Annotated in this window: 13 protein-coding genes; 2 read left to right on the top strand and 11 right to left on the bottom strand. The window is 73.7% G+C overall.

Translation table 11 applies throughout. The annotated features are described in order from the left end of the window. Positions 1–8: 8 nt before the first annotated feature. The 4 genes from ACFOYX_RS35430 to ACFOYX_RS35415 all read right to left on the bottom strand — a co-directional run bounded on the left by ACFOYX_RS35430 (position 9) and on the right by ACFOYX_RS35415 (position 4,981). Entirely contained in the window at positions 9–1,976 is a 1,968-nt protein-coding gene (locus tag ACFOYX_RS35430; RefSeq protein ID WP_322440143.1) for a DUF5941 domain-containing protein, read from the bottom strand. Further along, entirely contained in the window at positions 1,973–2,713 is a 741-nt protein-coding gene (locus ACFOYX_RS35425; protein ID WP_322440144.1) for an ABC transporter ATP-binding protein, read from the bottom strand. The genes ACFOYX_RS35430 and ACFOYX_RS35425 overlap by 4 nt, the downstream gene beginning before the upstream one ends. Next, a complete protein-coding gene (locus ACFOYX_RS35420) occupies positions 2,714–3,541 on the bottom strand; it encodes an ABC transporter permease (RefSeq protein WP_322440145.1) in 828 nt (275 codons plus the stop codon). Between the two features lie 69 nt (positions 3,542–3,610). Further along, on the bottom strand, positions 3,611–4,981 hold the full coding sequence (locus ACFOYX_RS35415; RefSeq protein WP_322440146.1) for an L-serine ammonia-lyase: 1,371 nt from the start codon (positions 4,979–4,981) through the stop codon (positions 3,611–3,613). Between the two features lie 366 nt (positions 4,982–5,347). Here ACFOYX_RS35415 and ACFOYX_RS35410 point away from each other — a divergent pair, with 366 nt between their 5' ends. After that, entirely contained in the window at positions 5,348–5,554 is a 207-nt protein-coding gene (locus tag ACFOYX_RS35410; RefSeq protein WP_322440147.1) for a PspC domain-containing protein, read from the top strand. A gap of 63 nt (positions 5,555–5,617) precedes the next feature. Here ACFOYX_RS35410 and ACFOYX_RS35405 read toward each other — a convergent pair whose 3' ends face one another. From ACFOYX_RS35405 to pdxH, 7 genes are all read right to left on the bottom strand, one after another. Then, positions 5,618–6,382 carry a DUF4230 domain-containing protein gene (locus ACFOYX_RS35405; protein ID WP_322440148.1) on the bottom strand — a complete coding sequence of 255 codons (765 nt, stop codon included), beginning with the start codon at positions 6,380–6,382 and terminating at the stop codon, positions 5,618–5,620. A 99-nt stretch (positions 6,383–6,481) separates the two neighbouring features. Continuing rightward, entirely contained in the window at positions 6,482–7,642 is a 1,161-nt protein-coding gene (locus ACFOYX_RS35400) for an acyl-CoA dehydrogenase family protein (RefSeq protein WP_322440149.1), read from the bottom strand. Positions 7,643–7,674: 32 nt separating this feature from the next. Continuing rightward, on the bottom strand, positions 7,675–7,980 hold the full coding sequence (locus tag ACFOYX_RS35395) for a type II toxin-antitoxin system VapB family antitoxin (RefSeq protein WP_109805634.1): 306 nt from the start codon (positions 7,978–7,980) through the stop codon (positions 7,675–7,677). 179 nt (positions 7,981–8,159) lie between these two features. Continuing rightward, positions 8,160–8,762, bottom strand: coding sequence for a nitroreductase family protein (locus ACFOYX_RS35390; protein ID WP_109805635.1), 603 nt, complete (start codon positions 8,760–8,762; stop codon positions 8,160–8,162). 18 nt (positions 8,763–8,780) lie between these two features. Further along, positions 8,781–9,710, bottom strand: coding sequence for an aldose 1-epimerase family protein (locus ACFOYX_RS35385; RefSeq protein WP_109805636.1), 930 nt, complete (start codon positions 9,708–9,710; stop codon positions 8,781–8,783). 76 nt (positions 9,711–9,786) lie between these two features. Beyond that, positions 9,787–11,088: an MFS transporter gene (locus ACFOYX_RS35380; protein WP_322440150.1), complete on the bottom strand. Its 1,302-nt coding sequence runs from the start codon at positions 11,086–11,088 to the stop codon at positions 9,787–9,789. Next, positions 11,085–11,714 (bottom strand): pyridoxamine 5'-phosphate oxidase, encoded by a 630-nt coding sequence (pdxH, locus tag ACFOYX_RS35375; RefSeq protein WP_322440168.1) that lies wholly within the window; start codon positions 11,712–11,714, stop codon positions 11,085–11,087. The genes ACFOYX_RS35380 and pdxH overlap by 4 nt, the downstream gene beginning before the upstream one ends. 273 nt (positions 11,715–11,987) lie before the next feature. On the opposite strand from pdxH, the gene ACFOYX_RS35370 reads away from it, so the two are divergent. Beyond that, positions 11,988–13,094, top strand: a complete 1,107-nt coding sequence (locus tag ACFOYX_RS35370) for a citrate synthase 2 (protein WP_322440151.1) — start codon at positions 11,988–11,990, stop codon at positions 13,092–13,094. Positions 13,095–13,194: the final 100 nt, after the last annotated feature.

Here is a 13,194-nt window from a genome sequence, read left to right as displayed (position 1 = left end):
GCCCTCCGTCAGCCCGGCGAGCGGTCACCTCCGCCCACCGGCACCGGCGTCCGTCGGGCGCGGGCCGGCAGGACCACCCAGGCGAGGACCACACTCGCGACGAAAACCACGAGAAGGTACGTACCGAGTGTAGCCAGAGCGATACTCGCAATTCCGGCGATTGACGCGACCGCCAGCACGACCGAGCGACCGTCCCAGCCCAGCGTGGCGGCGTGCAGCGGCGGGGCCGCCTGCCGCTTCTCCAGCCGGGCGGTCAGGTCGTAGTGGTGCAGGGTGAGCACGAAGACGTACCCGAAGATCAGCCAGGCCGGCGCGCGGCCGGCCACCCCGACGGCGATCGCGAAGAGGTACTCCCCGGCCCGCAGCGCGGCCGGCACCAGCCAGTCCAGCGGCCCGGCGTGCGCCGCGCGCGCCCCGAACCCGCCGGCCAGCAGCACCAGCAGGCCCACCGGCACGGCCCAGCCCGGCAGCCGGCCGTCGGCGTGCACCGTACGCAGCGCGGCGACCAGCAGCACCGCCGCGCCCAGCGCGCCGAACACCGCCAGCGCCAGCGGCCCGCGCGACACCGGCAGCGTCCGGGCCAGCGGCCCGTCGTCGCGGTGCAGGGTGGCGTCGACCGTGGTCAGCACGGGCACCCGCATCCAACGGGCGCGCAACGTCCGCAACGCCCCGGTGTACGCGAACGCCAACGTCCCCCAGACCAGCACCGCGCAGAGCGCCACCAGCGGACCGAACAGCGCGGCGGTCAGCGCGATCAGCGCCCACCGCTCGCCGATCGGGAAGACCACCGTCCGCTTCAGCCAGTACGACACCGAGCCGGTGTCCGCCTGCACCTTCGTCGAGGCGGCGTTCAGCTTCCCGCCGATGCCGCCGGCGTCCCCGGTCGCCGGGCGGGGCCGGCGGGCGGCCTCGTCGTGCAGCACGCCGTACCAGGTGTCGGTCATGTGCCGGACGGTCTGCAGGGTCATCGCGGCGATGGCGAGGGCCCAGCCGTAGCGGAAACCGGCGTGCGTGGCGCCGTAGCCGAGACCGGCGTAGACCAGGTACTCCTTGGCCCGGTCGGCCATGGTGTCCAGCCAGCCGCCCCAGGCGCTGAAGTGCCGGGTGTAGCGGGCCAGCTGGCCGTCCACGCAGTCCAGCACGAAACCCAGGTAGAGCAGGACCGCCCCGGCGACCAGCGCGGGGCGTCCGCCGACCCCGAAGAGCACCGCCGCCGCCACCGCGAAGGCCACCGAGATCATGGTGACCGCGGTCGGGCCCAGCCCGATCCGGGCCGCCGCCTTCGCCACGTACGGCGACCAGGTGCTGACGAAGAACGTGGTGAAGAAGTCGTCCCGTTCCTTCACCGACAGGCGCAGCTCGGCCCGGTCCTCGTCGACCGCGGCGACGGCCGCCTCGGCGGCGGCCCGACCGGCCGGATCGACGACCCGGTGCGCGACGAGCAGGCGTACCCGGTGGGCGAAGGCCAGCGTGCCGCAGGCCGCGAGTTCGGCGAAGAGCCGGTCCACCGCGGACCCGGCCGACGGGACCGCCGCGGCCCCGGGCCCGGCTGCCGTCGCGGCCGACCGGGCGGCGGCGGCCAGGGCGGGCAGGTCGCCGACGCCGACCCGCAGCGCGCCACCGAAGACGCCCGTCGCGTCGGGCAGCTCGCCGGGGTCACCGACCGCGACCACCTGGCCGCGCTCCTCCCGGACCGCGACCTGCCCGGGCGCGGGCGAATCGGTGAGCACCAACGCCACCGTCGGCCCGACCGGGCTGGTCGCCAGGTGCTTGAGTACCGCCGTGTGCGCCACCAGGTCGGTGCCGCTGACCAGCACCGGGCCGCCGGCGTCGGCCACCAGCGCGGCCAGCTCGGACAGGTCGGCGGCGACCCGCACCTCGGCCGCGCCGGCCCGCCGCCACTGCCCGGCCAGGCGCTCCCCGGCCTCGTCCGTCCCGCCCGCCGCGCCGGCGGCGAGCACGATCGCGAGCGTCACCGCGGTGCCGCGCCGGCGTAGGCGGCGAGCGCCTCGTCGATCGTCCCGTCGACCGTCAGCCGACCCGCGTCGAGGTAGAGCCCCCGACGACAGAACCGGGTGAGGTCCTTTTCGTTGTGTGACACCAGCACCAGCGTGCGCCCTTCCGCGAGAAGTCGCTCGATGGTCGCATAGCACTTGGCGCGGAACTCCGCGTCCCCGACCGCGGTCACCTCGTCCACCAGCAGGACGGGGTGCGGCAGGTGCGCGATCACCGCGAAGCCGAGCCGGACCTTCATCCCGGACGAGTAGTGGCGTACCGAGGTGTCGATCGAGCGCTCGACCTGCTCGCCGGCGAACGAGACGATCTCGTCGAAGTGCCGGCGCAGGTAGCCGGTGGAGAGCCCGTGCAGGCCGCCGACCAGGTAGAGGTTCTCCCGGCCGGTCAGGTCGTTGGAGAAGCCGGCGGAGAGTTCCAGCAGCGGCGCCACCTCCCCGTGGACCCGGATCCGGCCCTCGTCCGGAATGAGCACCCCGGCGATCAGCCGCAACAGCGTGCTCTTCCCGGTGCCGTTGCGCCCCACCACGCCGACCGTCTCGCCCGGCTCGATCCGGAACGACACGTCGCGCAGCGGCCAGAACTGGCCGCTTGCCGCGTTCCGCCCGCCCCGGTGGATGAGCAGTTCCCGCAGCCGGAGCTGGCGACGCCGGTTGCGGACGAACCGGATGCCGAGGCCCTCCGCCTCGATGATCGCCATTCACAGTTCCTTGAGCACGGCCGGTTCGAGACGGCGGAACGACCACCAGCCGAACGCCAGCACCAGCAGGCTGCCCAGCACGGTGGTAGCGAGCAGCCGGGCGTCCGGGAACTCGTCCGGGTACCAGATGGCGTGGTGCAACTGGAAGATGCCGACCAGCGGGTTCAGCTCGTAGGCCAGCTTCAGCCAGCCGGGCATGCCGGAGTCCCGGACCAGGCTGAGCGGATAGATGATCGGGGTGGCGTAGAAGAGCACCCGGATGATCAGCCGCATGAACCGCTCGATGTCCCGCATCAGCACGTTCCACGCCGACAGCAGCAGCGCGATCCCCACCAGCAGGACGAGCTGCACCGTGACCGCCAGCGGCAGGGCGAGCACGGACCAGCCGGGGTGGATCTTCCCGTGCGCCGCGTACCCCGCGGCGATGCCGACGAGGATGGGCAGGCCGGCGGCGTACTCGGCGAAGCGGCCGGTGACCCGGCCGATCGGGAAGACCTGGCGGGGCAGGTTCATCGTGGTGATCAGCCGGGCCTGACCGGTCAACGCATTCGTCGCCTCGTTGATCGCCGAACTGGCCCACATCCAGGCGAAGATGCCGGTGATCAGGAAGAGCGGGTACGACCCCGCCGCGTCGCCCAGGTGCCGTCGGGTGGCCCCGGAATAGAGCTCCCCGAACACGAACCAGTAGATCGCGCCCATGCCGAGCGGCTCGATCAACGACCAGAGGTAGCCCAGCACCGACTGCTGGTACTTCACCGCGAGGTCCCGCTTGACCAGGATGCGCAGCGAGTTGCGGGCCGACCAGAGCGCACCGACGCCTGACGTCACCGGCCCCTCCTCGCTTCCCGCCGCTCGTCGCCGACATCGGCGGGCTCGGGGCGGGTCACCCCGCCGGGCTCAGCACTCGATAACGTTGACCGCCAGGCCGCCCCGCGCCGTCTCCTTGTACTTGACCTTCATGTCGGCGCCCGTCTCCCGCATGGTCTTGATGACCTTGTCCAGCGAGACGGCGTGCACCCCGTCGCCGCGCAGCGCCAGCCGGGCGGCGGTGATCGCCTTGATGCTAGCCACCGCGTTCCGCTCGATGCAGGGGATCTGCACCAGGCCCCCGACCGGGTCGCAGGTGAGCCCCAGGTTGTGCTCCATGCCGATCTCGGCCGCGTTCTCCACCTGCTCGGGGGTGCCGCCCAGCGCCTCGGCCAGCCCGGCGGCCGCCATCGAGCAGGCCGAACCCACCTCGCCCTGGCAGCCGACCTCGGCGCCGGAGATCGACGCGTTCTCCTTGAACAGCACCCCGATCGCGCCGGCCGCCAGCAGGAAGCGGACCACGCCCTCGTCGGAGGCGCCCGGCACGAACCGGGTGTAGTAGTGCAGCACCGCCGGGATGATGCCGGCCGCGCCGTTCGTCGGCGCGGTGACCACCCGGCCGCCGGCGGCGTTCTCCTCGTTCACCGCCAGGGCGAAGAGGGTGACCCAGTCCATCGCGCGCAGCGGGTCGGTGGAGTCGGTCTCCGCCTCCAGGCCGCGGCGCAGCTCGGCCGCCCGGCGCCGCACCTTCAGCCCGCCCGGCAGGGTGCCGTCCCGCTCGCAACCCCGCTCCACGCACTGCCGCATGACCCGCCAGATCTCCAGCAGCCCGGCTCGCACCTCCCCCTCGGTACGCCAGGACAGCTCGTTGGCGAGCATCACGTCGCTGATCGACAGGCCGGTGGCGGTGGTGACCGCCAGCAGTTCCCCGCCGGTGAGGAACGGGTACCGCACCCGGGTGGTGTCCGGGATGATCCGGTCCGCCCCGGCCGCCGCCTCGTCGACCACGAACCCGCCGCCCACCGAGTAGTAGGTGCGCGCCCGGACCTGCTCGCCGGCCGAGTCGTACGCGACGAAGGTCATCCCGTTCGGGTGGTACGGCAGCGACCGGCGGCGGTGCAGCACCAGGTCCCGGTCCGGGTCGAAGTCGATCTCCTGCGCACCGAGCAGGCTGAGCCGCCGCTCCGCGCGGATCCGCTCGACCCGCGGCCCGACCGTGTCGGTGTCGACCGACTCCGGGGCCTCCCCCTCCAGCCCGAGCAGCACGGCCGGGCCGCTGCCGTGGCCGTGCCCGGTGGCGCCCAGCGAGCCGAACAGCTCGGCCTGCACCCGCGCGGTGTCGGCGAGGAGCCCGTCGGCCTTGAGCCCGGACACGAACGTCCGGGCGGCGCGCATCGGCCCGACGGTGTGCGAGCTGGACGGCCCGATGCCGACGCTGAAGAGATCGAAAACACTGATCATGGCTGCACTTTCCTCGCCGTCGTGCCCCGTTGTGCAGAACACGGCCCGGTCGTGCCGACCCGGTCCGGAGCGGCTGGCGGGTGCCCGGGGTGTGGGCGCCCGACCGGCCAGCCTACCCGCCCAGGTCAGGCCCCCGCCCCCAGCCGGCACACCGCCCACCCTCCGCCCCGTTCCGTCTCCCCTCCGTCACCGGCCCGTCTCCCGGCCGCGGGCGCTCCACGCGCTGCCGGGTCGGCGCGGACCCGGCGGGGTAAGCACCTACGGGTGCGGGGGCCGCCGATCCTCCTGGCGACCGAGGGCGCGGTGGGCGGCCCCTCCTACCGTTGAACGCAGCGCGGCGGATCGCCGCAGAGTGGGAGTACGACGATGAGTCGCAAACTGGTCCGGCCCCGTGAGGGGCGCATGCTCGCCGGTGTCTGCGCCGGCCTCGCGCAGCGGTTCGGCGTGTCGGCCGGCATGATCCGGCTGCTGTTCCTGCTGTCGCTGCTGCTGCCCGGCACCCAGGTGATCATCTACCTGGTGCTGTGGATCCTGATGCCGAACGAGGAGCGCTACGCCGCGACCCGCTACTGATCCCCTGGTGACCGAACGCGACGCGCCCGCCCCGAGCCGGGGCGGGCGCGTCGGCGTACGCGGTCAGGGGGCGGTGTAGGTGACCGTCACCTTCTCGTAGCCCAGCGAGCGCAGCAGCCCTTCCAGCATCTTGCGGGTGTTCTCCTCGGCGCGGGCGATCAGCCCGCTGTCCCGGGCGGCGGCGGTGATCCGGTCCTCGGCCAGCTTGTACACCTGCTGCTGCCGGTTGGGGTCGCCCTTCACCAGGTCGTTCAGCCGGTTGAGCAGGCCCCGCTGCTCGGCGAAGACGTAACTCTTCTCCAGGTCGAGGTTGGTCTCGCCGAGCTGCGGCGCCGGGAGTTTGATCTCCACCGACTTCCCGTCGGCGGACTCGACCACCGCCCCGTCGGCGATCTTGGCGAAGTCGACGTACGCCTCGACGCTGCCCGCCCCGACGAAGAGGGTCCGCTCGTTGAGCAGGAACTCCGGCACGTTCTGCCGGTCGTTCTGCAGGTCGATGACCACCTGGAAGTTGCCCTCGGCGGCCACGTACCGGCTGAGGTCGCGGATCGACTTCAGCAGCGGCGGCTGGCTGCGGTCGGTCTGCTCCTTGGCGAACGGGTTGCGGAAGTCGGGCAGGATGCCGGTGGCCTGCACGCCGAGCAGCACCACCACCGCCAGCGCGACCGCGCCGAGCACCCCGAGCAGGCCGCGGGCCGGCCCACCCGACGCCGGCCGGCCGTCGGGCGCCGGCTCGGGTGGGACGTCCGACCGGGCCCGGAGGTCGTCGCCGGTCGGGTAACCGGGGAACTCCCTGGTGGGCTCGTTGATGCCACCGTCGCGGGCCATCGCCCTCACCGTCCTCGTCAGACTTCTCGACTGATGATGACGGTACGTGCCCGGTGCGACACCCGCTCGCCGAGCGGACCGGTCCGGCGAAGGCGCAGGTCAGGCGAACGCGGACAGCCCGGTCAGCCGCTGCCCGATGACCAGCTGGTGGATCTCCGAGGTGCCCTCGTAGGTCAGCACGCTCTCCAGGTTGTTGGCGTGCCGCATCACCGGGTACTCCCCGGAGACGCCGTTGGCGCCGAGGATCGTCCGGCACTCCCGGGCGATCGCCAGCGCCTCCCGCACGTTGTTCAGCTTCCCGACGCTGACCTGCTCGGGGCGCAGCTTGCCGGCGTCGGCGAGCCGGCCCAGGTGCAGCGCGAGCAGCAGGCCCTTGTTCCACTCGACCGCCATGTCGGCGAGCTTGGCCTGGGTGAGCTGGAAGCCGGCCAGCGGCCGGCCGAACTGGGTCCGGGTGGTCGCGTACGACAGGGCCGTCTCCAGGCAGTCGCGGGCCGCGCCGAGCGCACCCCAGACGATGCCGTACCGGGCCTCGGTCAGGCAGCTCAGCGGCGCCTTGAGCCCGACCGCCTCGGGCAGCCGGGCGTCCGCGGGCAGCCGGACGTCGTCGAGGGCGATCTCGCCGGTGAGCGACGCGCGCAGCGACATCTTGCGCCGAATCTCCCGCGCCGTCACCCCGGGCGTGTCCATCGGTACGGCGAATCCCCGCACCCCCTCGTCGGTGCGCGCCCAGATCACCCCGACGTCGGCGATCGGCGCGTTGGTGATCCACATCTTGGTGCCGTTGAGCACCCAGTCGTCGCCGTCCCGGCGGGCCCGGGTAGCCATCGAACCCGGGTCGGAGCCGTGGTCCGGCTCGGTCAGCCCGAAGCAGCCGATCGCCTCGCCGGCCGCCATCGCGGGCAGCCAGCGCTGCTTCTGCTCCTCGCTGCCGAACCGCCAGATGGCGTACATGGCCAGCGAACCCTGCACCGAGACCAGCGAACGGACGCCGGAGTCGCCGGCCTCCAGTTCCAGGCAGGCCAGCCCGTACGCGACCGCCGAGGCGCCGGCGCAGCCGTACCCGGCCAGGTGCATGCCGAGCAGGCCGAGCTTGCCGAACTCCCGGGCCAGCTCGCGGGCGGGCACCTGGCCGTCCTCGTACCAGCCGGCGACGTGCGGGCGCACCCGGTCGTCGACGAGCTGGCGCACCACGACGCGGATCTGCCGCTCCTCCTCGCCCAGCGACGCATCGATGTCCAGCAGGTCGAGAGGGCTCATGACGGTCACCTTAACGATTCTTCAGGCGGGCGTCACTCGGCCGGGCCGCCGAGCACCAGCACCCGGGCGTGGATCTGGTTGCGCTGCTGGAGCGCCGCGCGCAGCGCGCGGTGCAGGCCGTCCTCCAGGTAGAGGCCGCCGTTCCACTGCACGACGTGCGGGAAGAGATCGCCGTAGAAGGTCGAGTCCTCGGCGAGGAGCTTGTCCAGCGCCAGCTCCCGCTTGGTGGTGATGAGCTGGTCGAGCCGCAGCGGGCGCGGCGGGATCTCCGCCCACTGCTTGAGCGTGAGGTTGTGCTCCGGGTAGGGACGCCCGTCCCGGACCGCTCTGAAGATCACGGCACGCTCCCCTCCCCCTGGTCCGGCCGGCCCCCGGCGCCGCGCCGGTGAACGGCGGGGCACCGCGCGGCGTGGCGCTGATGTCCGTGCCAGCCTAGCCGCCCGCGCCACACTGCGTTTTACTCCCTCATGTCGGTTTCGCTACCGCCCGTACCCTCGGCCGGCCGAACGAATCGCCCTCAGCTCCACCGCCCCCGGCGAACCACCTCACCGACCGGACGGCGACCCCGGCGCAACGACGGCGACCGGTGGTCGGGTGCCCGGTAACCCACCGTCACCGCGCCGATCGGCTGGTACTCCGCGGGCACCCCGAACGCCTCCCGGTAGCCGTCGAGCCGCTCCGGCGGGATGCCGAAGAAACAGGCCCCCAGCCCCTCGTCCACGGCGGTGAGCAGCATCAGCAGGGCGGCGAAGCCGGTGTCGACGTACCAGTAGGGCACCGGCCAGCGCTCGGCCGAGCGGTCCGCCCAGCCCTTGTCCGGCTCGGCGTACCGCTCCAGGTACGCCGAGCGGTTCGCGTGCGGCACCACGATCAGCGGCGCCCGGCGCATCCCCGCCAGCCAGCGTTCCCGGCCGCCGCCGCCCGGGGTGGCCGCCGTCCAGAACCGCTCCCGGTCCTCCGGCGTCTCCAGCACCAGGAAGCCCCAGCCCTGCGCGAAGCCCGCCGACGGCGCCCGCACCGCGTGGTCCAGCAGCCGGTCCACCACGTCGGGCGGGACCGGGCGGTCCGGGTCGTAGTTGCGCACCATCCGGCGGCGCCGGACCACCTCGGCGAACTCCATGCCGCTCCCCCGTGCCGCTCAGGCCCCCGGCCGGACGCCCCAGGCGCCCCGCCAGGTCTGCCCGGGCTGCAGCACGATGACGTCCTTGCCGGAGCGGAACGCGTCGGCCGGGCAGGTCATCGGCTCCACCGCCACCGAGCGGCGGTGCCGCTCCCCGGTGAGGGTGTCCCCGGTGAAGACCTGCCACCAGCCGAACTCCCGGTCCGCCCAGACGTGCACCGCGGCCGAGCCGTCCGGCGCGGCGAGGGTCACCGCCGAGCCGCCGTCGTCGTCCCGGACGAGGTCGCCGAAGGCCACATCCAGCACCGCATCGCCGATCGCGCGGGGCTCGGTGAAGTCGTACTCGGTGCCGGCGACCGCGGTGGCGCCGATCGGCAGCAGCCGGGAGTCCAGCAGCACCCGGGTACGCCCCGGCACCCGCAGCAGCAGCTCGTCCACCGCGACCCCGGGCAGCCGCAGGTACGGGTGCATGGAGTAGCCGAACGGGCAGGGCTCGCCGCCGAGGTTGGTGGTCTCGTGCTCCACCCGCAGCCCCGCCGGCCCCACGCTCCACCGAGTCCGCAGTCGCAGCGGCCACGGGTACCCCGGACTCGGCGGCAGGTCGTAGCCGACGGTCACCGCGTCCGCGGACTGCTCGACCAGGTGCCAGGAGACCCAGTTGACCAGGCCGTGGATGGCGTTGTGCCGGGCCGGCTCGCTGAGGTCGAGCTGCAACGACCGCTCGCCGAAGGTGTACGCCCCGTCCCGGATCCGGTTCGGCCAGGGGGCCAGCACCTGCCCGGCCGCGCCGGGGCAGAGCTCGTCCGCCGCGTACCCGTCGAGGTAGTCCACCCCGTCGTGCCGGTACGCCCGCAGCCCACCGCCCACCTCGACGATGACCGCCTCGTGGCCGTCGGCGGCGATGGTCCACTGTGCACCGGACGGTGACCGGTTCGCGGCGTTCTCCATGCCGGCGACCTTAGCCGCTCGCCCCCGGCTCCCGCGCAACCCCGCGACCACCGTCCCAGCCCGCGACCGGCCGGGGTCAGTCCCGGTCGGCACCCGACGCGGCGGCGGCCCGGTAGCGGACCAGGGCCGGGAAGGCCACCGCCAGCAGCACCGCCAGGGTGGCCGCGACGAGGCCGCCGCCGACCCAGGCGACGCCGGCGCCGAAACCGGCCGCCAACCCGCCGGCCCGCAGGTCGCCCAGACGCGGACCGCCGGCGACGACGACCGTGTTCACCCCCTGGAGCCGGCCACGCATCCGGTCCGGCGCGTAGATCAGCAGCATCGACTGCCGGAGCACCGAGCTGACCAGGTCGGCCGCGCCGGCCACGCCGAGCAGCACCACCATCAGCCAGAGCCGGCCGGCCAGCCCGGCGGCGGCGACGGCCAGCCCCCAGCCGGCCACCGCCACCACCAGCGCCAGCCCCTGCCGGCGCAGCCGGCCGATCCAGCCGGAGGTGAGCCCGCCGAGCATCGACCCGATGGCGATCGCGCTGTAGAGCCAGCCGACCGCCGCACCGCCGCCGAAGCGCTCGTGCGCCACCTCGGGGAAGAGCGCCCGGGGCATCGCCAGCACCATCGCGATCAGGTCGATGGCGAACGAGAGCAGCAGCACCGGGGTGGTGGCCAGGTAGCGGAACCCGTCGACGATGCTGGCCAGGCCGGCCCTGCCCGGGATCGCGGCACCGTCCGGGTCCGGCTCGGGCGGCATCGCGGGCAGCCGCAGCGTGGCCCAGAACGAGACGGTGAACAGCAGCGCGTCCACCGCGTACGCGATCGGCAGCCCGACGTCGGTCCGCCAGGTGGCGAAGATCAAGCCGGCGGCCAGTGGCCCGAAGACCGAGGTGGCGGTGAAGGTGGTGAAGTTCAGGGTGCTCGCGGCCGGCACCAGTTCGGCGGGCACCAGGCGGGGCAGGATCGCGCTGCGTGCCGGCGACGTGATCGCGAACGCGATCGACTGCACCGCCACCAGCACGAGGAGAAGCACCGGGCTGCCCACCCGGAACAGCGCCTGCACCAGCAGCGCCAGCGTCGACGCCCAGAGCAGCCCGCCGCCGGCGAGCAGCACCCGCCGCCGGTCCCGGGCGTCGGCCACGGCCCCGCCCCAGAGCCCGAAGACCAGCAGCGGCAGGAAGCCGGCGATGCCGAGCAGCCCGACCCAGAGCGAGCCGCCGGTCAGCGCGAACATCTCCACCGGTACGGCCACGGCGGTGAACTGGAAACCGAACATCGCCACGCCGTTGCCGAGCCACACCCGCCGGTACGCGGGCACCCGCAGCGGGCGCAGGTCGATCGCCCAGCGGCGCCCCCCGCGCGGCCGGGCCTCCCTGACCCCGGTCACGGCGCCAGCCGCTCGGTGACCCAGTCGCCGCCGTCGGTCCGCCGGAACCGCAGCCGGTCGTGCAGCCGGCTGGCCCGCCCCTGCCAGAACTCCACCGACGCCGGGCGGACCCGCAGGCCGCCCCAGTGCGGTGGCGCCGGGATCCGCTCGACCCCGGCGAAGCGCTCGGCCACCGCCTCGTACGCGTCGTCCAGCGCGGCCCGGTCGGGGATCACCCGGGACTGGGCGCTCGCCCAGGCCCCGAGCTGGGAGCCGCGCGGCCGGCTCGCGAAGTACGCCTCGGTCTCCGCCCGGTCCACCCGCTCCAGCTGCCCGCTGACGACCACCTGGCGCTGCATCGGAAACCAGGGGAAGACCAGGCTGGCCCACGGGTTGACGGCCGCCTCGGCGCCCTTGCGCGAGTCGTAGTTGGTGTAGAAGACGAAGCCCTCCGGGTCGTACCCCTTGAGCAGGACGGTCCGGCCGCTGGGCCGCCCGGCGGCGTCGGCGGTGGCGACGACCATGGCGTTCGGCTCCGGGAGGGGGAATGCCACCGCCTCGGCGAACCAGCGGTCGAACTGGGTGTGCCAGTCCGGCGCCAGATCCGTCTCGGACAGGCCCTGGTCGGCGGCGTACTCGTTCCGCATGGCCGCCGGGGCCACTGTGTCGCCCGTCACGTTTCTCTTCCCCCTCGCCGGTCCGCCGGCGTCCCGGAGACGCTGGCCAGACCCCACCGCCCAGTCTGGCCGACCTGGTGAGCTTGTCCACCGCCGGGGATGTCGCGTGCAGCACAGCCGCTGCGGGTCGCGCACTCGGTTACCCAGCAGGCAAGATGGCACGAACACATCCCTGAGGGTCGCCTAAGGTGCGGGGCCGGACCGGCCCGCTCGGGCGCACCGAGCCGGAAGCCAGGAGACGACATGTCCGACTTCAAACCGGGCCTGGAGGGCGTCGTAGCCTTCGAGACCGAGATCGCCGAACCGGACCGCGAGGGCGGCGCGCTGCGCTATCGCGGCGTCGACATCGAGGATCTGATCGGTCAGGTCTCCTTCGGCAACGTGTGGGCGCTGCTGGTCGACGGGCGGTTCGGCCCCGGCCTGCCGCCGGCCGAGCCGTTCCCCGTGCCGGTGCACTCCGGCGACATCCGGGTCGACGTGCAGTCCGCCGTCGCCATGCTCGCCCCGTACTGGGGGCTCAGCCAGCTCCTCGACATCTCCGACGAGCAGGCCCGCGAGGACCTGGCCCGGGTGTCGGTCACCGCGCTCTCCTTCGTCGCCCAGTCCGCCCGCGGCCTGGGCCTGCCGGCGGTGCCGCAGAAGGAGATCGACAAGGCGGAGACGATCGTCGAGCGGTTCATGAAGCGCTGGCGGGGTGAGCCCGACCCGCGGCACGTCAAGGCCGTCGACGCGTACTTCATCTCGGCCGCCGAGCACGGCCTGAACGCCTCCACGTTCACCGCCCGGATCGTCGCGTCCACCGGGGCCGACGCCGCGGCCTGCATCTCCTCCGGCATCGGCGCCCTCTCCGGCCCGCTGCACGGCGGCGCGCCGTCCCGGGTGCTCAGCATGCTGGAGGCCGTCGAGCGCAGCGGCGACGCCGAGGGGTACGTCAAGGGCGTCCTCGACCGGGGCGAGCGGCTGATGGGCTTCGGCCACCGGGTCTACCGGGCCGAGGACCCGCGCGCCCGCGTGCTGCGCCGCACCGCCAAGGAGCTGGCCGCGCCGCGCTTCGAGGTCGCCGAGGCGTTGGAGAAGGCCGCGCTGGCCGAGCTCCAGGCCCGCCGCCCGGACCGGGTGCTGGCCACCAACGTCGAGTTCTGGTCGGCCGTGGTGCTGGACTTCGCCGAGGTGCCGGCGCACATGTTCACCTCGATGTTCACCTGCGCCCGGATGGGCGGCTGGTCCGCGCACATCCTGGAGCAGAAGGAGCTCCAGCGGCTGGTCCGCCCGTCGGCCCGCTACGTCGGCCCGGGCACCCGCAAGCCGCAGCAGGTCGAGGGCTGGGACGCCATCCCGCACGGCGTCTGATCCGCGATACCCCGAGGGGCCCCGTCCGCGCGGACGGGGCCCTTCGCGCGTCGTGTGGCGCATGCCTCACCCCGCCGGATGGGACCAGCCGTCGGGCGAC

Origin of the sequence: Micromonospora sp. GCM10011541 (genome assembly GCF_042650725.1) — a bacterium.
GTDB classification, from domain to species: domain Bacteria; phylum Actinomycetota; class Actinomycetes; order Mycobacteriales; family Micromonosporaceae; genus Micromonospora; species Micromonospora sicca.
This window is presented reverse-complemented; position numbering and strand designations above follow the sequence as displayed.